24 protein-coding genes are annotated in these 25,592 nt (G+C 69.6%); 19 read left to right on the plus strand and 5 right to left on the minus strand.

All coding sequences use genetic code 11. The features are described 5' to 3' along the window. Positions 1 to 73 precede the first annotated feature (73 nt). The 5 genes from IPK71_18800 (at position 74) to IPK71_18820 (ending at position 4,966) form a co-directional block, all read left to right on the plus strand. Positions 74 to 1,402, plus strand: coding sequence for a GTP-binding protein (locus IPK71_18800; GenBank protein ID MBK8215785.1), 1,329 nt, complete (start codon positions 74 to 76; stop codon positions 1,400 to 1,402). Further along, positions 1,399 to 2,397, plus strand: coding sequence for a WD40 repeat domain-containing protein (locus IPK71_18805; protein MBK8215786.1), 999 nt, complete (start codon positions 1,399 to 1,401; stop codon positions 2,395 to 2,397). Before IPK71_18800 ends, IPK71_18805 begins: the two co-directional genes overlap by 4 nt. A 101-nt stretch (positions 2,398 to 2,498) precedes the next feature. Beyond that, positions 2,499 to 3,119, plus strand: coding sequence for a DUF1826 domain-containing protein (locus IPK71_18810; protein MBK8215787.1), 621 nt, complete (start codon positions 2,499 to 2,501; stop codon positions 3,117 to 3,119). Between the two features lie 2 nt (positions 3,120 to 3,121). Further along, complete coding sequence (locus tag IPK71_18815; GenBank protein ID MBK8215788.1) at positions 3,122 to 3,733, plus strand: high-affinity nickel-transport family protein; 612 nt, start codon at positions 3,122 to 3,124, stop codon at positions 3,731 to 3,733. Between the two features lie 21 nt (positions 3,734 to 3,754). Continuing rightward, complete coding sequence (locus IPK71_18820; protein MBK8215789.1) at positions 3,755 to 4,966, plus strand: GTP-binding protein; 1,212 nt, start codon at positions 3,755 to 3,757, stop codon at positions 4,964 to 4,966. Positions 4,967 to 5,017: 51 nt separating this feature from the next. On the opposite strand, the gene IPK71_18825 is transcribed toward IPK71_18820, so the two are convergent. After that, the gene (locus tag IPK71_18825; protein MBK8215790.1) at positions 5,018 to 5,314 is read right to left on the minus strand and encodes a 30S ribosomal protein S18; all 297 of its coding nucleotides are present in this window, start codon (positions 5,312 to 5,314) and stop codon (positions 5,018 to 5,020) included. 2 nt (positions 5,315 to 5,316) lie between these two features. Then, complete coding sequence (gene rpmG / locus IPK71_18830) at positions 5,317 to 5,478, minus strand: 50S ribosomal protein L33 (GenBank protein ID MBK8215791.1); 162 nt, start codon at positions 5,476 to 5,478, stop codon at positions 5,317 to 5,319. A 217-nt stretch (positions 5,479 to 5,695) separates the two neighbouring features. Between rpmG and IPK71_18835 the strand changes: the two genes are divergently transcribed. Together IPK71_18835 and IPK71_18840 are read left to right on the plus strand one after the other, a co-directional pair. After that, positions 5,696 to 6,259 carry a DUF1826 domain-containing protein gene (locus tag IPK71_18835; protein ID MBK8215792.1) on the plus strand — a complete coding sequence of 188 codons (564 nt, stop codon included), beginning with the start codon at positions 5,696 to 5,698 and terminating at the stop codon, positions 6,257 to 6,259. 25 nt (positions 6,260 to 6,284) lie between these two features. Then, positions 6,285 to 6,839: a hypothetical protein gene (locus tag IPK71_18840; protein ID MBK8215793.1), complete on the plus strand. Its 555-nt coding sequence runs from the start codon at positions 6,285 to 6,287 to the stop codon at positions 6,837 to 6,839. Here IPK71_18840 and IPK71_18845 read toward each other — a convergent pair. Next, positions 6,799 to 9,432, minus strand: a complete 2,634-nt coding sequence (locus IPK71_18845) for a hypothetical protein (GenBank protein MBK8215794.1) — start codon at positions 9,430 to 9,432, stop codon at positions 6,799 to 6,801. The genes IPK71_18840 and IPK71_18845 overlap by 41 nt on opposite strands. Positions 9,433 to 9,506: 74 nt before the next feature. On the opposite strand from IPK71_18845, the gene IPK71_18850 reads away from it, so the two are divergent. Together IPK71_18850 and IPK71_18855 are read left to right on the plus strand one after the other, a co-directional pair. Then, positions 9,507 to 10,079 carry a hypothetical protein gene (locus IPK71_18850; GenBank protein ID MBK8215795.1) on the plus strand — a complete coding sequence of 191 codons (573 nt, stop codon included), beginning with the start codon at positions 9,507 to 9,509 and terminating at the stop codon, positions 10,077 to 10,079. A gap of 34 nt (positions 10,080 to 10,113) precedes the next feature. After that, positions 10,114 to 10,707 carry a hypothetical protein gene (locus tag IPK71_18855; protein MBK8215796.1) on the plus strand — a complete coding sequence of 198 codons (594 nt, stop codon included), beginning with the start codon at positions 10,114 to 10,116 and terminating at the stop codon, positions 10,705 to 10,707. Between the two features lie 10 nt (positions 10,708 to 10,717). Here IPK71_18855 and amrB read toward each other — a convergent pair whose 3' ends face one another. Further along, complete coding sequence (gene amrB, locus IPK71_18860) at positions 10,718 to 11,968, minus strand: AmmeMemoRadiSam system protein B (protein ID MBK8215797.1); 1,251 nt, start codon at positions 11,966 to 11,968, stop codon at positions 10,718 to 10,720. Positions 11,969 to 11,994: 26 nt separating this feature from the next. Here amrB and IPK71_18865 point away from each other — a divergent pair, with 26 nt between their 5' ends. From IPK71_18865 to IPK71_18900, 8 genes are all read left to right on the plus strand, one after another. Continuing rightward, complete coding sequence (locus IPK71_18865) at positions 11,995 to 12,480, plus strand: YkgJ family cysteine cluster protein (GenBank protein ID MBK8215798.1); 486 nt, start codon at positions 11,995 to 11,997, stop codon at positions 12,478 to 12,480. A 6-nt stretch (positions 12,481 to 12,486) separates the two neighbouring features. Next, positions 12,487 to 14,607 (plus strand): sulfatase, encoded by a 2,121-nt coding sequence (locus IPK71_18870; protein ID MBK8215799.1) that lies wholly within the window; start codon positions 12,487 to 12,489, stop codon positions 14,605 to 14,607. Beyond that, entirely contained in the window at positions 14,604 to 16,856 is a 2,253-nt protein-coding gene (locus IPK71_18875; GenBank protein MBK8215800.1) for a sulfatase, read from the plus strand. Before IPK71_18870 ends, IPK71_18875 begins: the two co-directional genes overlap by 4 nt. Next, entirely contained in the window at positions 16,853 to 17,287 is a 435-nt protein-coding gene (locus tag IPK71_18880) for a hypothetical protein (protein ID MBK8215801.1), read from the plus strand. The genes IPK71_18875 and IPK71_18880 overlap by 4 nt, the downstream gene beginning before the upstream one ends. A 98-nt stretch (positions 17,288 to 17,385) precedes the next feature. Beyond that, positions 17,386 to 18,777: a magnesium transporter gene (gene mgtE / locus IPK71_18885; protein MBK8215802.1), complete on the plus strand. Its 1,392-nt coding sequence runs from the start codon at positions 17,386 to 17,388 to the stop codon at positions 18,775 to 18,777. Continuing rightward, on the plus strand, positions 18,774 to 19,478 hold the full coding sequence (locus IPK71_18890) for a hypothetical protein (GenBank protein ID MBK8215803.1): 705 nt from the start codon (positions 18,774 to 18,776) through the stop codon (positions 19,476 to 19,478). The genes mgtE and IPK71_18890 overlap by 4 nt, the downstream gene beginning before the upstream one ends. A 76-nt stretch (positions 19,479 to 19,554) precedes the next feature. Then, a complete protein-coding gene (locus IPK71_18895; protein ID MBK8215804.1) occupies positions 19,555 to 21,072 on the plus strand; it encodes a phytoene dehydrogenase in 1,518 nt (505 codons plus the stop codon). Continuing rightward, positions 21,069 to 21,497 (plus strand): hypothetical protein, encoded by a 429-nt coding sequence (locus IPK71_18900; protein ID MBK8215805.1) that lies wholly within the window; start codon positions 21,069 to 21,071, stop codon positions 21,495 to 21,497. Before IPK71_18895 ends, IPK71_18900 begins: the two co-directional genes overlap by 4 nt. Before the next feature lie 12 nt (positions 21,498 to 21,509). Here IPK71_18900 and IPK71_18905 read toward each other — a convergent pair whose 3' ends face one another. Further along, on the minus strand, positions 21,510 to 23,381 hold the full coding sequence (locus tag IPK71_18905; GenBank protein MBK8215806.1) for a hypothetical protein: 1,872 nt from the start codon (positions 23,379 to 23,381) through the stop codon (positions 21,510 to 21,512). Positions 23,382 to 23,423: 42 nt separating this feature from the next. Here IPK71_18905 and IPK71_18910 point away from each other — a divergent pair, with 42 nt between their 5' ends. Then, the gene (locus tag IPK71_18910) at positions 23,424 to 24,455 is read left to right on the plus strand and encodes a ribose-phosphate pyrophosphokinase (protein ID MBK8215807.1); all 1,032 of its coding nucleotides are present in this window, start codon (positions 23,424 to 23,426) and stop codon (positions 24,453 to 24,455) included. Between the two features lie 160 nt (positions 24,456 to 24,615). Beyond that, positions 24,616 to 25,539, plus strand: coding sequence for a pirin family protein (locus IPK71_18915; GenBank protein ID MBK8215808.1), 924 nt, complete (start codon positions 24,616 to 24,618; stop codon positions 25,537 to 25,539). Positions 25,540 to 25,592 lie beyond the last annotated feature (53 nt).

The following is a 25,592-nucleotide window of genomic DNA, read 5'->3' on the forward strand; positions in this document are numbered from 1 at the left end:
GTAAAAGCAATGGTGATCGAAATGGATGTGCGATGCAGTCGATGTGGTAGTGCATCTCTGTATCGGAGGCGACATGACTGGCACGAAGATCCCCGTTACCGTCCTGACCGGCTTTCTCGGCTCGGGCAAAACGACGCTCTTGAACCGCATCCTCACGGAGAATCACGGGCAGCGCATCGCCGTGATCGAGAACGAGTTCGGCGAAATAGGGATCGATCAGGCGCTGGTCATCGAGGCCGACGAAGAGGTCTTCGAGATGAACAACGGCTGCATCTGCTGCACCGTCCGCGGGGACCTCATCCGCATCCTCGGGAACCTCGTGAAGCGTCGCGACAAGTTCGACCGCATCGTCGTCGAGACGACGGGCATGGCCGACCCGAGCCCGGTCGCGCAGACCTTCTTCGTCGACGACGACACGAAGGACCTCTTTGCGCTCGATGGAATCGTCACGCTCGTCGACGCGAAGCACGTGAGCCTCCACCTGGACGAGAGCGACGAGTGCAAGGAGCAGGTGGCGTTCGCCGACGTGATCGTGCTCAACAAAACCGACCTCGTGTCGGCCGAGGAGCTCGCGAGGGTCGAGACGCGCCTCCGCGCGATGAACTCGCTGGCGCGCGTCGTTCGCGCCGAGCACGCGAAGGTCCCGATGGACGTCGTGCTCGACGTGGGCGGCTTCGACCTCGACCGGGCGCTCGAGAAGAAGCCGACCTTTCTCGAGCCCGAGTACCCGTTCGAGTGGGGTGGGGTCTTCGAGCTCACGGAGAACGTGGAGCTAAAGCTCGAGCCCGGCCCGGACCCCGCGATCGACGTGGTGGTGCTCCCCGCCGGGGACGAGCCGATCGAGGCGCTCGCGGAGCGCGTGATGCGTGCGCACCAGAAGGACCCGTCGAGCGTCGCGCCCGACGGTGTCGTCGAGGCGAACGGCGAGTGGCGGAGGCTCGTCCTCGGCGAGGGCACTTGCCGGTGGCGGATCACGGTGCCGAGGCCCGGCCCCTACGCGCTCTTCACGCAGCACCTGCCCGAGGAGTTTTCGCTCGAGCTCCTCGCGCAGGGGAGGGCGCTCGCGCCTCTGCGGCGGAGAGACTTCGCGGCGGGTCACACGCACGACGCGACGGTCTCCTCCGTGGGCCTCTCGGCGACCGGAGAGCTTCGGCCCGAAGCTCTCCAGGAGTGGATCGGCAAGGTCCTTCGCGAGCAGGGCACGGACATCTTCCGCATGAAGGGCATCGTCGCGCTGAAGGGGAGCCCCACGCGCCTCGTGCTGCAGGGCGTGCACATGCTGCTCGACACGAACCAAGACAAGCCCTGGGGGGACGCGCCTCGGACGAACGACATCGTCTTCATCGGACGAAACCTCGATCGTGAGAAGCTCGAGGCCGGGTTTCGGGGGTGCCTCGCGTGAGCGTGCCCGAGCTCAAGAAGCGCGTCGACGTCTCCGTCGAGGGGTACGTCATCGCCGCCTATCCCGTGGGCGAGAACGTGCTCGCCGCGACGGGGGAGGGAGAGCTCTTCCTCCTCGACGGAGCGACCGGTCGGACGCTCGAGCGGGTACGGGCGCACGCCGGGCGAGCCAACGCCGCGGCGCTCTCTCCAGCGGGAGCCCACGTCGTCACCTGCGGCCAAGACGGCCGCGCGCGTGTCTTCGACGCGCGCACGTTGGTTCCGCACGCGGATCTCCCGTCGCCGAGCGCGTGGGTCGAGGCGGCTACGTTCTCGCCGAAGGGGGACCTCGTCGCGATCGCGTGTGGTCGCAGGGTCCGCGTCTTCGGCGTCGACGGGAGCCCCGTCGTCGAGAGCGAGGACCATCCGAGCACGGTCACGGCGCTCACGTTCGGTCGCGACGGAAAGCGCCTTCTGACCGCGGCCTACGGCGGTGTGTGCGTCTTCTCGCTCGCAGAGCGCCGCACCATCCGCCGATTCGAGTGGAAGGGCTCGCTCGTCTCGCTCGCGATGAGCCCCGACGACAAGGTGGTCGCGTGTGGGAGCCAGGACGGGAGCGTGCACTTCTGGAGGCTCTCGACGGGGCGCGATTCGGCGATGACCGGGTACCCCTTCAAGCCGAAGTCCCTCGCGTGGGACTCGGCGAGCTCCCTCTTGGCGACCGGGGGCGACACCAAGGTCACGGTCTGGGACTTCCAAGGGAAGGGCCCGGAGGGCACGGCGCCGATCCAGCTCGACGCGCACAAGGGGCTCGTCTCGTCGCTCGCCTTCGCGGAGCGCCGCGCCCTGCTCGCGTCGGGCGGCGAAGAGACCGCCGTCTTCCTCTGGGAGCCGAGAAAGAGCCGCGCCCCCTCGGCCTTCGGCCTGACCGACGACGTCGTGACGAGCCTACGGTTCGGGAAGGGCTCGCTCGTCGCCGGGAGCGCGGCAGGACGGGTGACATTATTTGAGATGTAGTTGCATATGAGTCGTGGATGCCGTATCTGGTCGTCATGGATCGAGCGTCGTCGTCCACTCACCGCGGGTCGCCCACCTACCGGAGAAAGAGCTTTAGCGCCGTGTTTCGTCGCGGTGAGGTGGCGTGCATCCACGACATGCGTCTCTCGGCCTGTGTGTGGCGGAGGGCGCTCCCTGCCTCCCTCGCCGAAGAGCTCCGGGCCGCGACGGCGCGGGCGACGGAGTCGGGCCCCGTGCGGGTGACCGAGCCGGACGCCCTCGTCCCCCACCTTCGCGCGCTCGTCGGGTCGCTCCCGGGGCGGGTCGAGTCGGCGTGGGAGCGAGACGCGCAGGGCGTGCTCGGCGCCTACCGGAGCATCCTCCCCGGAAAGGTCGTCACCGTGCAGCTCGAGATCGTGACCACCGACAAGTGCAAGCGCTTCCACGTCGACTACAAGTCCGTCCGCGCCGTGTGCACGTACGTGGGGCCCGGAACCGAGTGGGTCGAGGAGCGCGCGGTCTCTCGCGAGGAGGTCTCGCGGCACTGCCACGAGACGTCGTTCGAGGCCCAGAACGCGCGCATCGTCCGCGACCCCTCCCGCATCGAGCGGGCCAACCCGGGGGACGTCGTGTTCCTGAAGGGCGAGTCGTACCCAGGAAACGCGGGGCGCGGCGCGGTGCACCGCTCTCCGCCGATCGAGGCCTCGGGCACGCGTCGCCTCGTCCTCACGTTGGACGTGTGAGCGTGTCCCCCGCCGAAACGCTGGGCTTGGGGCTCCTCCTCGGGGTCCGCCACGCCCTCGATCCCGATCACGTCGTCGCGATGGGGACGCTCGTCGGGCGCGAGGGCCGGTCGAGCGCGGCGTTCCGCGCCGGGTTATCGTGGGGTGTCGGGCACACGGTCTCGGTGCTCCTCTTCGGCGTCGCGATCGTGCTTTTCGGCCTGCGCGTGTCGGGCGCGATCGAGCGCGCCGTCGAGGCGATGGTCGCCCTCATGATGATCGGCCTCGGCATCGTCGCCCTTCGAAGGCGAGACGAGGACGACCTCGAACGACGGGCCTCGCGCCTCGAGCGAGTGCGGCCCGCGGTCGTGGGCCTCGTGCACGGCCTCGCCGGATCGGCGGGCCTCGCGCTCCTCGCGATGACCACGCTGCCGACGCGGGGGCTCGCCCTCGGCTACCTCGTGCTCTTCGGCGCGGGCACGACCGTCTCGATGGGCCTCGCGACCGCCGCGCTGTCCGTCCCGGCCCTCTACCTTCGCCGAAAGGCAGCGTCCCGAGTGTTCGTCCGCGTCGCGGGCGCCCTCGGCCTCGTCTGGGGCTCGGGGCTTCTCGTCGCACTGTTCGTCCAATCCTGACGTGCCCCCAATAGAGGTAGTATGCAAGTTTCAACGAAAGAGGACCGCCGTCTGCCGGTCACGGTGCTCTCCGGGTTCCTCGGGGCAGGGAAGACGACCCTGCTCAATCACGTCCTCAGGAACCGACAGGGGCGGAAGGTGGCCGTCATCGTCAACGACATGAGCGAGGTCAACGTCGACGGGAAGCTCGTCGCGTCCGACGCGTCCCTCTCGCGCGTCGACGAGAAGCTCGTCGAGATGCAGAACGGGTGCATATGCTGCACGCTCCGCGAGGATCTGCTCGTCGAGGTCGCCAAGCTCGCCAAAGAGGGGCGCTTCGACACGTTGTTGATCGAGTCGACGGGCATCTCCGAGCCGCTCCCCGTCGCCGAGACGTTCACCTTCGAGGATCCCGAGACCGGGCGCTCCCTCTCCGAGGTGGCCCGGCTCGACACGATGGTGACCGTGGTCGACGCGCGGCGGTTCCTCGACGACTGGAACAGCGAGGACGACCTCCGGGCGCGGAAGGCTGCGCTCGGCGAGGACGACGAGCGCACGGTCGCCGACCTGCTGGTCGAGCAGGTCGAGCTCGCGAACGTGCTCGTGGTGAACAAGGTGGACCTCGTAGCTCCCGAGGACCTTGGGCTCCTCGAGGCCCTCCTTCGCCACCTCAACCCGAGCGCTCGCATCGTGCGATCCGAGCGGGGCAGAGTGCCTCTCGAGGAGGTGCTCGACACGGGCCTCTTCGATTTCGACGAGGCGGCAGCGGCGCCGGGCTGGCTCGCCGAGCTGCGCGGAGAGCACGTGCCCGAGACCGTCGAGTACGGCATCGAGAGCTTCGTTTTTCGGGCTCGGCGGCCCTTCCACCCCGAGCGCTTCTGGGCGTTCCTGCACGAAGGGCTCGAGGGTGTGCTGCGCGCCAAGGGCTTTTTTTGGCTCGCGACACGTCACGACCTGGTGGGCGAGCTGTCGCTCGCGGGGGCGAGCGCGGCGACCGAGCCCGCAGGGCACTTCTACGCGGCCATCCCCGAGGCGGAGTGGGACGCCGACGAGGAGACCATCGCGAAGATCCGCGCGGACCACCATGGCGAGTGGGGCGACCGTCGCCAGGAGCTCGTGATCATCGGCGCGGGGATGGACCGCGGTCGCATCGAACGAGGCCTCACCGAGTGCCTCCTCGAGGATGGCGAGATGCGAGGAGGTCCCAAGGCGTGGAAGCGCTTGCCCGACCCTTTCCCCGAGTGGGATGCATGACGCGTCGGCGCCGGGGGCGGCCCATTCATGGAGGCCGCCCCCGACGTCCGCTCAGAGTCGGCGAGGGTTCGCCTCCGTGAAGGGCAGGAGCGCGATGTTCTGCGCCCGCTTCACGGCGAGGGCGAGGTCACGCTGTTGGCGCGCCGACAGCCCCGAGATGCGACGCGGGATGATCTTCCCGCGCTCCGTCACGAAGTACCTCAGCACCCCGACGTCCTTGTAGTCGAAGCGGAAGTCGGAGCCGATGCCGAGCCGTGTCGCCAGCCTCTTGCCGCGACGCGCCCCGCTGCGCCCGGGAATGGCTTCGACGGGGCTGTCCTCGAAGTCGTCCTTCTCTCGGGGGCCCATGGTCAGCCTCGCGAGATCTTCTTCTCGACGAAGACGACGTGCTTTCGCGCGATGGGGTCGAACTTCTTGATCTCGAGCTTCTCGGCCATCGTTCGTTTGTTCTTGGTGGTGACGTAGGCGTAGCCGGTGCCGGCGGTGGAGACGAGCTGGATGATGTCGCGCATGGAGACCTCCGTGGGGTGGAGCGTCAATGTATTGTATTCTATGTGCTAATGCAAGGCAGTTGCGATAGGCGCGCGCGGTGGGTAGGTTCGCCGCATGAACGCCGTACCATCGAGGGAGCCCTTTTCGCTGGACCGACCGCTGGCGCGTCGCCCTGGCGCCGTGGTCAGCGTCGCTTCTCTGGAGGAGCTCGATGCCATCCACCGCGACGATGTATCGATGTCCCTGCTCTCGCGAGGTGCTGGGCTCGTGGACGTTGTCTCGGAGGCGGCCTGGCTCCATCGTCTTCCCAGGTTCGACGCGGTCGTCTCGCGAGTCGCCGAGATCGAGTCACTCTTGTGTGCCCCAACCACCCTCGCGGGCGAGTGGTTTCGATCGGACATCGCCGCGCTCTTCGCGCGCTTCTGCGCGCTCGCGGGGACGGATCGCGCACGGGTCGTGATGGGTAGTGTCGCGGACGACTCGTGCCGATACTTCCATGTCGATCATGTCGCGCTGCGTCTCGTCACGACCTACGCCGGGCCGGGAACCGAGTGGGTGGCCCCGGACGACGTAGACGTCGGAGCGCTCGATCATGCGCTCTCGTGCGACTGCCATGAGCCACCCCGAGTCGTTCGAGACGGTGGCGCGATTCGCCGAGCCAGCACCGGGGACGTTCTCCTGATGAAGGGCGAGCTCTATGGCGCGCACGTCCGCGGGCAGGTGCATCGATCACCCCCCATCGAAGGGACGGGGCTGCGACGCTACGTGATGGCGCTCTCGTGGCCGCCCCGCCTCGCGTGACACGATGACCCCGCAAGGGTTAGGTATGCTCCCCCCGGGCGTCGTCCTCGGAGAGGACGGCGACGTCTTTCAGCGGGCTACGGGATTCTCGTTTCCGTCGCGGGTCGCGGGGCTCCCCAGGATCGACGTGCGCCTCTATGACGCCCTTGGCGCGTCGCTAGGTGTTACGTACCGGGCGGGCGAGGATGGCGAACCCTGGGTGACCGTGTTCGTGTTCGGCGCCCGGGCCGGGGAGTCCCTCGTGACCCACTTCACCGAGGCCGAGGCGGAGCTCTCGCGGCGCTACGCAGGTGTCTTCGTGCTCTCGCGGCGGCGATTCGCAGTCGCCATCCAAGGCGCAAAACGAGCACTCGGGCTCGAGCTCGCGGCGAGGATCCCTTCTGGTATCGACGCCGGCGGTGCACGGGCGTGGCTGACGCTCCTCCAGTGCGGCGAGGTCTACGTGAAGCTCCGCGTCAGCTCGGCGGAGCGCGCCGCGAACGAGGCGAGACGCCTCGTCGCGGATACCTACCGTGAGGTGGTGCGCCCCTTCCTCGAGCTCAAGGAGCCTCTCCGGTCTGCGACGTCGTCTCGCCGATGAGCGCTACGCGCGCGATGAGACCACCGCTCGCGTCGCTGTCGTCCGTCGCGACCTCGACGAGGCGACCTCCCCCCGTGTGGGCGACGAGCGTGCTCGAGAACGTATGGCGACCGATCTCGAGGAGGCCCATGTCGAAGGGGAGGTACTTGCGCGCCGAGCTGACCGTGCCACAGAAGAGGAGGGACAGTGAGCCCCCGCGTGAGTCGAAGGTCACGCTCTCGCAGTCGTCGACGTCGTCGAGCCATTCGGTCACGAACGTCCTCCCGTGGCGAAAGCTCAGGGAGGTCTCGCAGGTCTCCCGCTGACGTAGCGCGTAGACGGTCACACCGTCTCGCGGGTGCGAACCAAGTCCGAGGAGGGAGTATTCGGCCGCCGGGTACTCCTCCATGACATCGAGGTCGTATGAGGTGACGACGATCGCGTCTCCCGCCGCGACGGCGACCCGCCCGCCGTCGTCGTCGAAGCGGCACAGATGCGCCGGGCGCGTGCGGCTCACCTGGCCCGATGTCCGGTGAAGTCGTAGCTCCGCGAGCGTGTCGTCGAACACCACGGCCTCGCCATTCGGCAGCATCCGCGCGCCCGACACGTTCCCGTCGAGCCGCCGATGCAGCGTGGGCTCGAGTGTCCGGGCATCGAGGGCGAGGAGCTCGCCTCTGCGGGTGAACGCGAAGATGTTCCCGTAGGTCTGGACGAGCTCGGCGAGCGCCGCAGGCTCCTCCAACTCGAACGCGAGCGTGGTCGTCTCCGACCGCACGACGAGATGTGGCCCGTCACAGAACGCGACGATCGGTTGCCCACCAGCGATCACCACTCGCGCATGTGAGGGAGTGTAAGTTGATGAGTGCTCTCGGAGCCAATCGTCGCGGAGGACGCCTCTGAGAAGGGAACGCGCCCGTGGGTGGAGCCGATGTGCGGCCTCGAGGCGCATGGAGCGGGTCGGGAGGCGTGCCACTCGCCGCGCGCTGGCGATGCGCTCGAGGGTGGTATCGAGGGTGATGGCCCGCTCGGTGATCTGCGGTACGCCCACTTCGAGAACGGCGCCGACGAGTCTCCTCGCCTCATCGAGCCACGCCTCGTCGAGGAGGACCGCGAGGTCCCCGTCGAGGCCTTCGGCCGTCTCGTCGAGCTTGGACGCGATGGTGCGCTCGACCTCACGGAGTCGAGCGCCAAGGGCGGGAGCCTTGGTCGCGTGGTGACGGAAGGCTCTGAGCCGCGCAAGCTTCGCCTCGGGGGATGGTAGGGCGTCGATGTCTTCGAGGGCGACCTCGATAGCTATCGCCTCATTGACCGGAAGGACCTCGGACAGCCCGACGAAGCGAGCGAGGTCAGGGGCGAGGAGGACGCAAGCGGCACGGACCTCGGGGCTCGCGCCGGCGACGGCTGCGAGTCGCGCGTTCCGTACCGTTTCGGCGACGATGAGCCTGGCGGCTCGCGCGACTGCTTGAGATTCGGCCTCACTCACGCGTCGTTCGACGTCTTCGAGCTCCGTCCGCACCGCGTCGATTCTGCGAGACCTCGAACGCACATCCTCGTAAAGGCTCCGCGCTGCGTCGAGCCTCCCTTGGACGATGTGGTCGTCGACGAGCGTGAGCTCCGCTCGGAGGTGCCTCTCGCGATGGCGCCGTTGGCCTTCGGCGAGGAGCTCTCGAGCGACCCCGTCGGAGGGGGCGAGCCGTCCGATCGCGAGGGCGATGTCGCGGCATGCCGGGCACTCAGGGTCGCTGCCGAGGGCGTCGAGCTCTTCTCTCAGTCGTCGGCATCGCTCCGCCTTCCGTGACCTGAGGGGTGCGATCGTCTCGCACCCGTCGCCTCTCGCAACGAGGAGCCTGTCCTCCAGCATCGACTCGAGTGAGACGTCGTCCGCGGACAGGATCGCGGTCACGAGGTCTCTGACGAGTCCGACGTCCGCGCGATCGAGGAGGGGCGCCACGAGCTCGAGGGCCTCGCGGGGCTTGCTCTCGAACAGCCTTACTCGAGCCATCGCGAGCTTCGCCTCTGGAGTCACCGCCGCGGACGAATCGAGCCTCGCGGAGCTCGCGGTCGCGACGTCGCCCAGGGTGTGGACCGAGACGAAGAGAAAGAGCTCGGTCCAGGTCGATGCGGGCGTGGTTTGCCTCTTCGCGAAGAGCGTCTCGAGGGCTCCTGCGTAGTCGTACGCTCGCGCGAGCCGCTGGACCTCCTCCTCGAGCGCCGGGTCCTCGTCTCCGACGCGGTCGTCGATGTCACCTTGGCTCCTCGGCTCGCGACGCAGGCGGTCGTCGGCGCGTTCGGCCTCGTTGAGCTGCACGATCCGATCGCGTGCGGCGGAAGAGAGCTCAGCCACGATCGCGTGGCACAGGGAGAGCCCGAGAGACGGAACCTCCAAGAGCACGACCCCCGGCGTGACTCGATCGAACACCGCCGAGATCAGGTCGGGGTAGCGCTCGATGGCCGACGACTGGAGCTGAGCCTTCTCGGCGTAGCGAGCGAGCTCGACCGCGGCGGGCAGCCCACGACCGGTGGGATTCGTCCTTCGGATGCGCTCTGCGAGGCGAGCGAGCTCCGCATCGGCTCGTTTTCGCCGTGGTGGTCGAGGTGGTGCTGGCTTTCGCATTCTGGACGTAAGGTGATCTTGGATTCCAGTGTAGTCCAGTTGCAAGAGTGTCGAGGGGGCGCTATAGGCCTCGTATGCGATTCGCCAAGCGCGTTGCTCCGAAACGTCACGCTCACGTCCACGCCCACGGTGACGGGTGCGGGTGCCCCGCGCACCGTGGAACGAACGAGGCTCCGGGCGTACGCGGGTGGCTCGCCGACATGCTGCCGGCCCTCGCGTGCGCGCTGTGCCCGGCGTGTCTGTCGACGTACGCCAAGGCCCTCTCCGTCGCAGGGCTCGCGGCGTGGCTCTCCGAGCGCGAGCACCTCGCGTTCCTCGCCCTCGCGGTGCTGCTCTCCATCGGCTTCGGCCTCCGTCGGGCGCGCACGCTGGGCGACTATCGGCCCTTCGCGTTCACGCTGGCAGGGTGCCTCGCCCTCGTCGTCGGGCACTTCGCCGGGGAGGTGGCCGCGCTCACGTGGGCGGGGCTCGCGCTCCTCTTCGTCGGAGGCTTCTTCGGCCAGCACCTCACGGTCCGCGCCAAGCAGGCCAAGGGGCTCCCCCCTTCGGAGGCTCCGCGCAAGCGCTCTGCGAAGGGGCTGACCATCGTCGCCGTGCGGCGCGCCAACCCGGCGCCGCCCGGTGAAGGCCTCGACACCGTTCACTGAGATTTCCCTACCGTTCGCTCCCGAGGACCCCGTCATGCCGACGCTCCGCCATGGGTTCGGCGCTCTCGCGCTCGTCCCGATGCTCGCCTGTACGACCGAAGTGATTTCCGCTCCCGATGGAGGCGTCGACGCCGGCTCTGGGCCGACGGCCGACGGTGGCCCAGGGTGCGCGCCCGCGTTCGTCGAGCTCTCCCTCGATCCCGTGCTCTCGACCGTGGTGTCGACCGAGCCAGCCACGCAGAAGGGGCTGTGGATCCTCCGCGGCCGGTCCGGGACGACGAACGTTACCGTGACCGTCCGTGAGTCCGCGGGGGCCACCTCGGGCGCCTTCTCCGGCGAGCTCGGGGACGAGCAGCTCAACCCAGGCAACGCCAAGGTCTCCGTTCAGGCTCAGGAGAAGTGCAACGCGCACGGCGACCACTATCACTGCGGTGCTCGCTTCGTGGCCGTCTCCGGCTCGTACGCCTTCACGCGACTCGACCCGTCGGCAGGTGGCTCCTTCGCGATGGAGCTCTCGGCGACCCTCCAAGAAGCCAGGATCGCTTCTGGCGTGGCGACGCTCGTCGAGGGCGGTCAATCGATGTGTGTCGTCAAGCTGCCGTTCTCGGGCAAGCTCTCCGCGCCCTAAGGCCCTCGCCTCACTCGACGAAGGCGAGGCCAGCGTGGCTCACGATCGAGCCCTCCTCGGGGTCGACGTTCTGATCGTAGTAAAGGACCTTTCCGTTCGCCGCGCCGCCGAGCACGTCGAGCAGCGTGTACACGCAGGCGGCGCCGCACACGCGCCTCGAGGTCTGGTCCTCGACGACGTGATCGAAGAACGCCGACGCGTCGCGCTCGCGTGCGAGCCTCATGGATGCCCGATCTCGCGCCTCGAGCGCGGCACGCGCGTCGTGGTCGAGGGCCCGCGGGTCGCCGAACCTCGGGCCCACGTGGGCGAGGTCGGCCGCGGCGATCACGATCGCCCCCTCGTCGGCAACCAGGCGGCGAAGGCCGTCGAGGAAGCTCGCGGTGCCGCCGTCGCTCCGTGGGTCCTCGCGTCGCGCGCGCGCCGCACCGAGGCCACACAGAACGGGGACGATAGTCGACCCCTCACTCGCCCCGAGGCGGTCGAGGGCGTACCGGAGGAACACGGCCGCGAGCTCGATCGAGTGCTCGTTTCGGTGCCCGAGGAGGTCCGCCGTGTCGTCGAACCGCATCGCGCCGCGGAGCCTCGCGATGGCGCCGCGGGCCGGGCGGAGCGCGCCGAGCGGCGTGGCGAACACCTTCTCGCACACGGAGTACGGCGCGGACATCGGGGCGTGGGACGTCCCGAGGAGCACGAAGGTTTTTGGCTCACGCGGCAGCGCACGCACGAGGGCGTCGACGCAGGCTCCGTATCCGCGCGCCCCGCGCCACGGGTCGATGTGGGGCATCACGATCCCGGCGAGCCGGTCGGTCGGAGACAGCGCCTCCTCGGACCGATGCCTACCCCCGATGCATGCAGTCTCCACGTAGGTGGAGAGCTCCTCTCGTTCTCCCGGGTACGCCGACCCCGCGAACGCCGCCTCGCGCACCTCCGCCCGGGCGAACGCCGCCTCCGCGTCGCGCCTCGCGCGCTGGAAGGCTGGCCCCTCGAGGAGGAGGGCGTCGTCGAGCGTACGCGCGGCGTCGTCGATGGCGTCGAGGGGGACGTCGAGCCCCTCGTCGTGCAGCAGGATGGCGCGGATCCTGGCGGTCGTGTGCCGACCTATGAACCGGGCGACGACCGGAGCGAGCGCAAGCGGGACGAACACCGGACCGCGAGCGACACCCTCGGGATCGCGGAGCACGAGACACGGCTCGCCATCGTCTCCCGTCGCGACGAAGGAGTCGACGGGGCGGAGCTTCGGCAAGGTCGGGGGCTTGCTCATCGGCCCCGTCATGGTATCGCGCTCCCGTGGCGAAGCACGACGTCGTCGACCTCCTCTCGCGCCTACGTGCCGTCTACGAGGCATTGGACGCGACGCTCGACGGCTTCGGCTGCGATGCCAGCACCGACTGCTGCCGCTTCGGTGTGACGGGGCGCGAGCCGTACGTCACGCGCCTCGAGCTCGCGCTCCTCGACCGCGAGCTCCGCGCGCGGGGGGGCCTCCCGAAGCGAAAGCGCCTCTCTGTGAGCGGCGAGCGGAGGTGCCCGCTCCTCGGGGACGACGGGCGGTGCTCGGTCTATTCCGCTCGGCCCTTCGGCTGCCGCACCTTCTTCTGCGACAAGGCGCTCGCGGACCATGCCCCGACCAAGTTCCCGAGGCGAGAGGTGGGGGGCCTCCTTCGCGAGCTGACGGCCCTCGCCGAGTCCTTCGACCCTCGAGACGGCCGAGGGGCCCCGCTCACCCGCGCGCTCGGCGAAGGACCCGTGGAACGAGTGCCGAAACCGAGGTATTGACCTCTCGTGCGGAAAAGCCGCGGTCCCCTCGTCCCGGCGCTCACCGGCGCCCTCTACGTCCTCGCGCTCGCCGCCGTCTCGGGTCGGCGAGGCGACGACGCTGCCCTTGGCGACAAGGCCGAGGCCGTGAGCCACTTCATCGAGGCCAAGTTCGCGACCGACGTCGCCAAGATCGCGACGGCGATCGGCGCGGCCGCCGTCGGGATCGGGCTCCTTTTGGGCCTGATCGCGTATGCCGTCATGTGGGCGCGTGGCGCACATCGAGCCCACCTCTCGCGGTTCGTGCTCGAGTCGGCCGTCGTGGTCGTGGCGGTGCACGCGTCCTTCCTCGCCGTCGGTATGGCGCGCTCGCCGCAGCTCTACGTGGCGTCGTTCTACGCGAAGGGGGGGCCGTTGCGCACGGTCCAGGTCGTGGTGACCGACGTGCTCGGCCCTCTCGGTGTGAAGCTCGCGCTGCTCGTCGCGCTCGTGTTTTACGTGCTCGGCCCGGGAGGTCGCAGCGCGCTCGTTCGTCCGTTCGTCGCGCGAGGGCTCCTCCTTCTCCGCCGTCGGCTCCCGAAGCTCGCTCCGCTCGCGCTCGTCGGTGTCGCCGCGCCCACCGAGAGCCCGAAGGCTCCGCCCGCGACGTCGACCGTCGCCCTTGGGCCGCCCTCCGCCGGGGCGGGCGTGCGCCCGAACGTGCTCGTCATCGCCGCCGACTCTCTGCGCGCGGATCGTATCGGCCCCGAGACCACCCCGAACCTCTTCGCGCTCTCGAAGAAGGCCGTGGTCTTCGAGCGCGCCTACGTCTCGGTCCCCCGCACGTTCTCGTCGTGGGTGAACATCCTCACCGGTCGGCACGCTCATCACCACGGGGTTCGGAGCATGTTCCCGCGTTGGGAGGAGCGCGCGAAGGACCTCGACGCCGCGCCGCATCGCTTCGTCCGAGATGGATACCGAACCCAAGTCCTCGGCGACTATGCGGCCGACATCTTCGGTCGCGTCGACCTCGGGTTCGAGAAGGTCGACACCCCCAGCTTCGACTTCCGGCAGCTCCTTCGTCAGCGCGGGCTCGAGCGCGAGACGCCGCTCTTGCCCTTTCTCCACTCGCACACGGGGAGAGCGCTGTTTCCCGTGCTGAAGGAGCTGTCCGACGCGGCCGACGCCGACCTCCTCGCGGACGAGACCATCGCCGCCCTCCGAGCTACGCCGCGGCCCTTCTTCGACACCGTGTTCTTCTCCACGGCGCACTTTCCGTACGCGGCTCCGGCTCCCTACTACCGCACGTTCACCGATGCGGCCTACCGAGGTAGGTACAAGTACCACAAACCGGTCGGGCTCGGCGGGGAGCTCCCGCCCGACGAAGCCGACGTGCGTCAGATTCGCGCCCTCTACGACGGGGCCGTGTTGAGCATCGACGCGGCCATCGGTCGGGTGCTCACGGCGCTCTCCGAGCAGGGCCTCGCGAGCTCCACGATCGTCGTCGTCACGGCCGATCACGGCGAGACGCTCTACGAGAACGGGCACGGCCAGGGCCACGGCGATCACCTCTTCGGCGACGAGGGCACCCACGTCCCTCTCATCGTGTACGACCCGCGCATCACGGCGCCGCGTCGCGTGAGCGAGATCGTCCGTGACGTCGACATCGCGCCGACCCTGTACGCGCTCGCGGGGGTGCCGCCCGCGCCCGGCCTCGACGGCGCGTCGCTCGTGCCCCTCATGCACGGCGAGCCCTCGGAGAAGCGGTTCGCCTTCGCCGAGACGGAGCTCTGGTTCACCGAGGAGATCGCCGGGGTGCGGCCGGACGAGCGGCTCCCTTATCCTGGGATCATGCAGATGACCGAGCTCGACTCGGCGCACGGACAGATCGAGGTCGTCCTGCAGAAGGCGATGATCCCCGTCACGCTCGTGGCGCGCCACCGCATGGTGCGGGACGATCGCTACAAGCTCGTCTACGTGCCGACGCGCAAGGGCGCCATCTACCGGCTCTTCGACACGTCGACCGATCCGAGCGAGGTCCGCGACGTGGCGCGCGAGAAGCCAGCCGAGGTGGAGCGCCTGCGCGGGGTCCTCTGGAAGTGGATGCTCGAGGATCGCGGCATGACCCAGAAAGACGGGCTGCTGGTGCCACGGGAGGACGCGCAGTGAAGCGCAGCGCTGCACGGGTCGCCGAGGGGCTCTCGCCGTTCGTCCTGATCGCGGCTGCGGTCGCGGGCTCGCTCTCCCTCGCGTTCTCGCGCGGTGGCGCAGCCGATCCTCCGGCCGAGGTCCCTCGCGCCGACGCGGGCGTCGAGGCCGGCTCACGCGACGGTGGCGCGTCGCCGTCGGCGGATCTCGCCGTCGTCCGAAGGTTCACCGAGGAGATGAAGACCGCGCGCATCGACGCCCCGCTCGCCCACGATCTCGACGGGGCGCTCGCGGGATATTGGCGCAAGCTTAGGCCTCCGTTCGCGAAGGTCCCTCCCGACTCGGCGCGCTTCGTCTCTTCGTTCTCCCTCCGCACGAGCGAAAAAGAGGATCAGCTCGCCGTGCAGACGCAGTCCTCCGGGTCGGGCTCGGGCTCGGGCTCGTGGCGACCCGACGTGCGCCTCTGGAACATGAACGAGGGTAGCTTCGACCAGCGAGAGTCGATCGTGCTCCCAGCGCCCGCCACGGCGCGGTTCCCGGTGGTGCTCCCGGAGGGCGCCCGGGTCACCTTCGGCGCGGGGCTCGCCGCGCGACCGCGGCATACCCTGACCTTCCGCGTCGCCTTCGTCCCGACGAGCGGACCTGCGCCGCGCCCGTGCGACGTCGTCGTCGGCGCCGACGCGGCCCGCGCCTTCCACGACGTCACCTGCGACCTCTCGGCGAGCGCCGGGCAAGCAGGGAGCGTCGAGCTGTCCGTCAAGGCGAACGAGGGCTCCTCGGAGCCATCTCCACGTGCACGCCCCCGCGGAGACGGCGGGGCGGGGGACGAAGCTCCGCCTCGGCTCGACGTCGCTCTCTTCGCGGAGCCGATGCTGCTCGGCCGTGTCCCGAGCGCGCCCTACAACGTGCTCTGGATCGTGGTCGACGCGCTCCGCCCCGACGTCATCGCGAGCCTCCACGACGACGCCCGCGACGAGAGGATGCTCCGCGCCGAGGCTCCGCCGCTCGAGGCCCTGCTCCCGAAGGTGCCGGGGCTCATGCCCTCGCTCGACGGGCTCGCCAAGGAGGGCACGGTCTTCCGCTCGGCGACCTCCGCGGCGTCGTGGACGCGACCGGGAACGCTCGCCATGCTCTCGGGCGCACGCTCGAGCGAGCTCGGCATCGAGACGAAGAACTGGGTGCTCGACGGCGACGCGGTCGGTCGCTTCTACGCGTCGGACCCTCCGCTCCTCCCGCTGGGGCTGAGGCGTCGCGGGTACGTCGTGTCGGCGTTCGTGAACAACTATTTCCTCGTCGGGTACACGCCGATCGGGCTCGACATGGCCTTCGGTCAGGTGGTCGACCACAGGTACCGCACGCGCGACACCGCCGAGGTCACGAAGAGCGCCCTCGCGTTCCTGGAAACCCGCAAGGACACTCGGTTTTTCGCCTTCGTCAACTACAACTCCCCACACGACCCATACGACCCTCCGGACGACATGCTCGCGAGGGTGCCGCCCGCACCCGAGGGCCCGAAGGACCCCCTCGTGCGTCGCTACATGGCCGAGGGCGCGAAGGACGACGCTGCCATAGGGGAGCTGCTCGCGGCGCTCGTTCGGCTCGGGCTCAAGGACCGGACGCTGGTCGTCGTGACGGCCGATCACGGAGAGACGCTCTCCTCGGCGCACGTCGGAAAATCGAACGACGGGATCCCCATCCGGTTCCATCACTCCGCGAGCAATTTCGAGGAGACCACGCGGGTTCCCATCGTCCTGTCGCTTCCGGGGGTGGTCCCCGCCGGCAAGGCCGTGGACGCGCGGGTTCGGAGCACCGACATCGCCCCGACCGTGCTCGACATCCTCGGGCTCGAGCCGCACCCGAAGATGAGTGGGGCGTCGACGCTGGGCCTCACGAAGGGGCAGGCCGAGCCCGAGGCGCGCGTCGTGGTGACCGAAGGTCGAGGGACCCGCTCGATCCTCTTCGGCCCGTGGCACTTCGTCGTCCACGACGCCGAAGCCTCGAAAGATGGTGGCCCGGGCTTCGCGGCGCACGAGTCGCTCTTCGATCTCGCGGCCGACCCGGGCGAGCGCCACGACCTCGCCGGGTCGCGCGCGGACGTGGTCGCCGAGATGCGCGCGCGCCTCGCGTCGGCCCTGAAGAACGTCGCGCCGGCCGGCAGCGTGGCTGCGCCGGTAAAAAGGAGGAGCTCCCGTACCTCCACGCCCGGTTCGCGGGGGCCGGAAAGACGCGTGCGATCCGCGGCCGCGTCACGGTCGAGAAGGGCGAGGTGACCGATCTCGTCCCCGTGGGGATCGCGAAGGACGCGCTCCGTGTGGTCCCTGGGGGCTTCGAGATCGACTTCCTCACGGCCCCCTTGGACGTGGTCGGGTTCGACCTCCTCACGAGCCCACCCTCGGCCGACGTCTCGTGGTCGTTCACGGCCGACGGGGGGCCGCTCACGGCGGCGTACGGGGGGCCCTTCGGCGTCGCGCGGGCGGGGCTCGAGGCGGGGGTCCGCGGCGAAGCGATGCGGCAGGCGCTCCGCGCGGGGCGGTTCCCGGAGGTCGATCCGCGTCGTGACGACGGCCTGTTCGTCGCGCGTGATCGCGCGGGTGGGGCCGTCGGCCGAGAAGGCGCCGCGGGCGAGGGTGCCGCGGAGATGGCACGTATGCTGCGGGAGTGGGGCTACGCGAACGGCCCCGCTTCCGAGAAGAAAAAGTAGCCCTTCGCAGCGGGCGGCCCTTCGCGCCGAAATCGTACCCTGAGGTGCATTCGGGGCTCGGAGCGGCGCGCGGGCGAGGTAGTCTCGCGCCGTCCCGCATGCGCCTCTCGAAGCTCATCGGCCCCGACCTCAAAGAAGTCCTCCGCGACGATCCCGAGCAAGCTCGCGCCCTGCTCCAAGAGATCCACGCCGAGGACCTCGCCGACATCGTGGCCGAGCTCGAGCCCGACGAGGCGGCAAAGCTCCTCTCGCATCTGCCCGCCGACGAAGCCGCTCCCATCTTCGAGCGCCTCGACGAGCACGAACAAGAGGAGCTCGTCGAGATCATGGCGCCCGAGTCGGTCGCCCACATCGCGAGCGAGATGGCCCCGGACGATCGCGCCGACCTCTTCAGCGCGCTCCCCGACGACGTTGGCACGAAGCTCCTCGCGACCCTCGAGCAGGTCGACCCCGAGGCTGCCCAAGAGGTCCGCGAGATCGAGAAGTGGCCCGAGACGAGCGCCGGGCACCTCATGACCACGGAGTTCGTGCAGGTGCCTCCCGACGGATCCGTGCACGAGGCGATCGAGGCGGTCCGCGCGTTCTCGGAGGAGCACCACAGCCCTGTCTACAACGTGTACGTCGTCGGGAAAGGGGAGCGACTCCTCGGCATGGCGAGCATGCGCGACCTCTTGCTCGCCAAGCCCGACGTCGCCCTCTCGACCGTCACCCACGACGACGTGCTCTCGGTCACCCCCGATCTCGACCAAGAAGAGGTCGCGCGGCGCATGGCCAAGTACGACCTCAACGTGATGCCCGTCATCGACAAGGACGGCGCCCTGCTCGGGGTCATCACCATCGACGACATCGTCGACGTGCTCACTCAAGAGCAGACCGAGGACGTCCAGAAGCTCGGTGGCGTCGAGCCCCTCGACGTCCCCTACTTCCAGACGTCGTTCGTGAGCTTCATCCGGAAGCGAGGCGTGTGGCTGCTCGCGCTCTTCCTGGGGGAGTTCTTCACGCAGACGGCCCTCCGCCACTACGACCCCGTGTTCGAGGCGATCCACGGGGCGGCCTACTACGTGCCCCTCCTCATCTCGGCGGGCGGCAACTCGGGCTCGCAGTCGTCGACGCTCATCATCCGTGGGCTCGCCGTCGGAGAGATTAAGTCTTCGGATTTCTTCAGGATTATGGTCCGTGAGACCTTGATGGGCCTCGTGCTCGGCCTGGGGCTCGCGGCGGTCGGCTTCGTACGCGTGCTCATGTATCCCGAGCAAGGCGTCGCGTTCGCGCTCACGGTCTCGGCTTCTCTCGTCGGAATCGTCGTCACGGGTTGCACCGTGGGGAGCCTCCTCCCGATCCTCCTGAAGCGCATCGGGCTCGACCCGGCCACGAGCTCCACGCCGTTCATCGCGAGCCTCGTCGACGTGCTCGGCATCGTCATCTTCGTGCAGGCGGCGAAGGTCATCATGGCCCAGGTGATCGCGAAGGCCGCCATGGGGCATCCGTGAGCGCGGTCGCGCGGGCCGCCGCCGGTCTCGTGCTGCTCACTGGGCTCACGGGTTGCCCCAAGAAGAACAAGCCTCCGCCCGTCGTGCGGCTCTTCATGGGGCCACACGTCACGTGCGCCGAGCTCCTGTCGGGTGAGCTGCGGTGCCAGGGGAGGGGGGCCGACGGTCAGCTCGGTCCGGGCGCGGCGCCTCCGGGCCCGCACGCGCTCCCCGTCGCCGCGAAGGTGGTCGACGTGCGCTTCTCCGAGCGCGCGACGTGCGTGGTCTCGCCCTCCACCTCGCAGTGCTTCGGGGTCGGCGAAGGAGAGGTACAGGTCACGCCGGCCGCCTGCTACCTGCGCGAGGGGCGTGTGGTTTGCGACGCGGCGCGGTTCCCGTCCGCGCCCAAGCTCGACGGTCTGAGCGGGGTCGCCGAGGTCGCGAGCGGACGAGCCCACGCGTGCGCACGCCTCGAGACCGGCACCATCGTGTGTTGGGGCGACAATGGCGCAGGCCAGCTCGCCGCGCCGCGGCCTGCGTCGAGCGACGTCCCCGTGCCTATCCAAGGCATCTTCGGTGCCGCGCAGATCGTCGCCGCGGGAGACGGGACGTGCGTGCGCCACACGGACAAGACCGTGCGTTGCTGGGGCAGAAACGACGACGGGCGGCTCTCTCCAGGGCACGGCGACACGCTCAACGTGCCTGCCCCCGTCCATTTCTGAGCGCCCTCGACGACGGCCTCGCCGCGAACTTCGTGCGAGACGGAGCGTGACTCTTTGCTAAGAGCGTCCGCGGGCCATGAGCAAACACTACGACGTCGTCGTGCTCGGTCTCGGTCTCGGGCCGCTCCTCTCGGCGGCGCTCCTCTCGCGCCGCTCCTGGCGCGTGCTCGTCCTCGGACAGGGGCAAAGCCCACCGTCGTACGCGTTCGAGGATTGCCCGCTCTCCCGAAGAGCGTTCACGCTGCTCTTCGGCGCGTCGCCCGTGTGGACCCGGGCGCTCGGTGAGCTCGCCCAGACCATGACCTTTCGCCGGAAGACGCGCCCGCTGAGCCCGATGTTCCAGGTCCTCGGCGATGGCCTCCGGCTCGACGTCCCCCCCGACGTCGAGCTCTTCGGGGCCGAGGTCGATCGCGAGATGGGCGCGCAGCGTCGCGCGGCGGACGAGCTCTACGCCGAGCTCGGGCGCATCAACGGTGAGGTCGACTCGGCGTTCGAAAAGGACGTCACGTGGCCGCCCGGGACGTTCTGGGAGCGTCGCGAGACCCGGCGCGCGCTCTCGGAGGTCCGCATCGCGCGCGAGCCGGAGCGCGACCTCCTCTCCGACTTTCCCTTGAGGCATCCGCTTCGGAGGCTCGTCATCGAGACCGGGCGCCACGCGAGCGACGCCACGTTGCTCCCTTCGTTCGCGCTCGCTCGAGTGCACGGCTCGTACACCCGGGGCGTCGCGTCGCTCGCGCGAGGGGAGGCCGAGCTCACCGAGTTTTTGATCGAGCGCATTCGCGCGCACGGCGGGGAGGTGCGCGAGAAGGATCGGGTCGTGTCCGTCGTGCAACGCGGCGGCAAGGTGCGGGCGGTCGAGATCGACGGGAGCGCCGAGCCTGTCGGCCTCGGGTTCCTCGTCTCGGGCGGAACCCTCGAAGACCTGCTCCGGCTCGCGCCGTCGTTTCCCGTGCCTCGAAAAGTCGCCGACGCCTTCCCGGAGCTCATCCCGGAGGAGCACCGTATGTGCACGACCCTCGTCGTTCGCGACGAAGCCGTGCCGCCGCCGCTCGGCGTCGAGGCGTTCGTCCTCGGAGAGCCATCCCGTGCCGAGCTCAGCATCCGTGTCCAGCTGGGCCCGGGGCCATGGCCCGGCACCCAAAGGCTCGTTTGCGAGGCGTTGCTCTCGGACGCGACACCCCGGCTCGCGAAGGCGCGCGAGGCCGTCATCGCCACGCTCGCCGCGCAGATCCCCTTCCTCGAGCGTCACGTGCTCGTGTGCGATTCGCCGCACGACGGTCGACCGCTGTGGGACTTTCGCTCGGGCCGGCGCATCGAACGCGATCGCGTGTTGCTGCGGGCCTCTGGTGGGTCGGTCGAGGCCGAGCCGATGGTCCCGAGGTACCGCGTCGCCGGTGCCGAGCTCTACGGCCTCGCCGCCGAGCCGCTCCGCTCGCCCCTCGAGGGGGCGTTCCTGTGCGGTCGCTCCGTGCTCCCGACCCTCGGGCAAGAGGGCGAGCTCTTGGCGGCGACCAGCGTCGCTCGGATCATCACCCGAACCGACGGACAAAAAGAGCGCATGAGGCGTGAAATGTGGAGCAAGGTGGAAATATGAGTCGATTGGGTCTCTTCGCGCTTTTGGGCGCGCTCCTCGTCATGACGGCGTGCGACGAGGCGGCCAAGAAGGAGGCGATGGATCTCGACCGCGCATTCCTCGCGTACCGCGAGGCGGACAACACGCGGCGCCCCGAGCTCGCGACCCGCCTCGAGGCGGTCTCCTGCACGGCGAAGGACGTGTGCGACGCGAAGGCGGCGTGCGTCGCCACCGCGAAGCCTACGGGGGAAGGGCTCGCCAAGAAGCACGCGGTCGAGGCCTTCATGGCGAACGAGCTCACGAAGCTCGCTCCTGGAGACCCGAAGGCGCTCGAGATGCTCGGCGAGCTCGACGCCGCGGAGAAGCTCCTCGTCCGCGGAAAAGACGCCATGCCCGCGTGCGACGAGGCGATGCGCACGCTGCGGAAGGCCCACGGGTTGAGGTAGTCGCGCGTGTTCCTAGGTCCCGCGTCTCGCTCGACCTCCCCGGCCCTCCGTCTCTTCGGCCTCGTCTTCGGCCTCGTCTTCCGAGTCGTGCGTGGGCGTAGTCTCGTCCTGGCCTTCCTCGGAGGGCGCGATCCTCGGCCGCGTCCCTAGGGCGCCCGATCGTAGCTCGGGGCTCACGGCGTCGAGCCAGCGCGTCGCTCCCGAGTCTTGCCGAAGCTCGTCCAAGATCCGGTCTCGCTCGCCCTCCGGGAGCGTGTCGTTCGCGTAGACACGGAGCGCGTCGCAGAGCAGCTCTTCTTCGAGGCCCAAGGGGAGATCCGACGGGCGCTCGCGCGCCATGCGAGCGGCCTCGTCTCGTCGCCCGGTCGCCACGGCGGCCACGAGGCGCACACGGAACGTGTCCCGCGCGGTGAACGGATAGGTCGGGAAGGCCCGCCGCACGAGGTCGAGCTCCTCCTCGGCGCGAGCGATGCGACCCTGCGCGGCGAGCGCCATCGCGAGCTCGCCATGGAGCATGGGGAGCACGACCGGTCGCGCCATCGCGAGCACGGCCTCCGACACCTGCGTGGCCTTGACGCCGTCCTCGGCGAGCTCGTGCGCGCGCTTGAAATCGCCTTCGAGAAACGCCGTCACGGCGAGCTCTCGGAGGGCCTGAGGCCGAACGAGCGGCACCGGGCTTCGAACGACGGACCCTAGCGCTCCGCGCGCCCCGGCGAGATCGCCACGCAGACGAGCCTCGATGGCCTGAGCGAGGGTCGCGCTCTCGCGAAAGGCACGCCTACGGCGCACGACCACGAACGTCGCCGCGGCCGTGAGCGCCACGACGTAGGTCGCGGCCAAGGTCGGCCACGGCGAGCGAGCCTTTGCGCCGCCCGCCTCGTCGAGCTCCGGACCCGCGCCGAGGCCAAAGATCTGAAGCGCTCCGACGAGCACGACGGCGAGCCCGAGCACGACCGCGGCGAAGGCCGTTGCGCGGCGTTTTGCCTTCGGCGCGGCTGCGATCGCGGCCTTCGTCGTCTCTGGGGCGACCGGGTCGGGCGCGTCGGTCGCGGCGCCGAGCGGGGCGCTCTTGGCGTAGGCCGCCGCCTCGGGTGCGAGCTTCGCGACCCAGCTCGCGTCGCCTTCGAGCTCGTCGGTCTCGCGCCGCGCGGGCTCACGGTAGACATGCCGCTTGCGTGCCGAGACGAGCCTCCCGAGAGCCCGCGCGACGAGCCGCTCCCGAGGGCTCGTCGCTCCGAAGAGGAGGGGGTGCTCCGACCGCACGAGCTCGGCCAGGCGGTCGATGTCACTCCTTCTCGCGAGGATTATGGCCTCGGCGAGGGCCGCACGCGCGACGAACCCCGCCTGCCTCAGGCCGGCTCCCCGCACGGCGCGGACGTCGGCGAGGGCGGCCTCGTCTCGCCCCAGAGCGGCGAGGGCGACCGCGCGGATCGAGAGGGCCGAGCCGCGGTGGATCTCTTCGTGGGCGGCGAGGCGAGCGCCGTCTTTGGCGGCGCGTGTCGCGAACGTCACAGCTTCCTCGAGCTTTCCTTCGTAGAGCGCCATGGCTGCCCGCTGGGAGTCGACCATTTGCCCGACGACGCTGCCGAGCACCGCGGGTGGCACGGCGTCGAGGATGGCGCGTGCGTCGTCGAACCGGCCACGGGACGTCCGATCGAGGGCCGCGAGCGCGAGGTGCACACCGACCTCGCGCCGACGGGCCCAGAAGAAGAAGTACTGCAGCGCCACGGCAAGGAGGAGCGCGAGCGCCGCGGGCCCCGGCGCTCCCGACGCGCCGAGCACGACGACCATGATCACTCCGACCAGGGCGCCGAGGACGCGGAGCCGCCGCGTGCGGTCGGGCGGGGCAGACGGCAGCACGAGCGGCTTCGGTCCGAGCGACATGGCCCACAGAGTAGCCGGTTCACCCACCGCCGAAAGAATGCGATGCAGTGCGTTGACAGGCTCAGGTCACGGGGCTACACCACGCGCAAATTCACGGGCCACGGGCTCGCGACAACGCGGGAGACTTGCGTGCACACCCAGGTTCGACTCTTCACCGGAAACGCGCACCCCGCCTTGGCCACGGCCATCGCGAGCACCCTCGAGATCCCCCTCGCGCAGGCCCGCGTGGTCCGCTTCTCGGACGGCGAGACCTTCTGCGAGCTCGGCGAGAACGTACGCGCCGTCGACGCCTACATCGTCCAGTCGACGTCGAGCCCCGTGAACGACAACCTGATGGAGCTCCTCATCATGGCCGACACGCTGAAGCGCGCGTCGGCGAAGCACATCACGGCGGTCATTCCCTACTACGGCTACGCTCGGCAAGACCGGAAGGTCGCCCCTCGCACGCCGATCACGTCCAAGCTGGTCGCCGACCTGCTCCAAGCCGCGGGCATCACGCGCGTCGTCTCGGTCGACCTCCACGCAGGTCAGATCCAAGGCTTCTTCAACATCCCGTTCGATCACCTCTACGCCATGCCGGTCATGCTCGAGGACTACCTCAAGAAGAGCTTCGACTCGTCGTGCGTGGTGGTCTCGCCCGACGCGGGCGGCGTCGAGCGCGCTCGCGCCTTCTCGAAGCGCCTGAACGCGTCGCTCGCGATCATCGACAAGCGCCGGGAGCGCGCGAACGTGAGCGAGGTCATGCACCTCATCGGTGACGTGCGCGGGCGCGACTGCGTCATCGTCGACGACATGATCGACACCGCCGGTACGCTCGCGGGCGCCGCGAAGGCCCTCATGGACAACGGCGCGAAGAGCGTGGTCGCCTGCGCGACGCACGGCGTCCTGAGCGGTCCAGCCATCGAGCGCATCGCGGCGTCGCCCCTCCGGGAGGTCGTCGTGACCGACACCATCCCGCTCTCCGACGCTGCGCGGGCCTGCGGAAAAATCAAGCAGGTGACCATCGCTCGCCTCCTCGCCGAGGCCATCAAGCGCATCCACTCGGGCGAGTCGGTCTCGTCGCTCTTCGCCTGATCCTCGGAGGGCTCCGGCCTCCGCCTCAGGGGAAACGCCTGCTGGGGTCTCTCGTCCGAGGATTCGCCGCCGTCGTTCTCCTACGGAGAACGGCGTGTCGCGACCATTCCCGGACGGGCCGACGCGACCTACGCTCGTGACCATGATCTCGAGGCGTGGAATGTTGTCGCAGGTCGTCGCGGCGGTCGCCGTCGGCGGTCTCGGGTGCACCCGGAGCGAGGGGCCCCAGCCGGTCGCCGCTCCCACGTCGTCGCGACGGATCGCGCGTGCGCTCTCCGGCATGCCTACGAGCGACGGCGCCGGCGTGCGGCTCACGAGGGTGATCGGCCAGCCGAAGCTGCGCAACCTCGACCCGTTCTTGATGCTCGACCGCTTCCACTCGGACGATCCCGACGCCTACATCGCCGGCTTCCCCGACCATCCGCACCGGGGCTTCGAGACCGTGACGGTGATGCTCGACGGTCGGATGCGGCACAAGGACAGCCGAGGAAACTCGGGGCTCATCGGTGGCGGCGGCATCCAGTGGATGACGGCGGGGCGCGGGATCGTGCACTCCGAGATGCCCGAGCAGGAGCGCGGGCTCATGAGCGGCTTCCAGCTCTGGGTGAACCTCCCCCGAGCGGAGAAGATGACGGAGCCGTTCTACCAAGACGTCCAACCCGAGAAGGTGCCGCGGGTGTCCCTCGACGGCAAAGGGGAGGCGCGCGTCGTCTCGGGCGACCTCTTCGGAGCCCGCGGCCCCGTGCGCGATCGTCCCTCGGCCCCGCTGCTCGCCCACGTGACGCTCCTCCCGGGCCATAGGATCGACGTGCCCACACCGATGTCCCACACGGCGTTCGTGTTCGTCGGCGGGGGCGCGGTCGACATCGAGGGGCGCACGCTCGGGGCCGCCGAGGTGGGCGTGCTCGAGCGCGGGGAGCGTGTCGTGCTCACGGCCGGTGAGCGCGGAGCCTCGCTGCTCCTCGCCGCGGGAAAGCCGTTCGGAGAGCCCATCGTCCAGTCCGGCCCCTTCGTCATGAGCACCGAAGAGGAGATCCAGCGCGCCTACTACGACTACCGGCACGGCACGCTCGGGCGCGACTGACGCGGAGAGACCGGCGAAGGAGCATCGTCCGCCCCTTGCGCACCGCAAGGGCT

It is taken from the genome of Myxococcales bacterium (genome assembly GCA_016712525.1).
Lineage (GTDB): Bacteria > Myxococcota_A > Polyangia > Polyangiales > Polyangiaceae > JAAFHV01.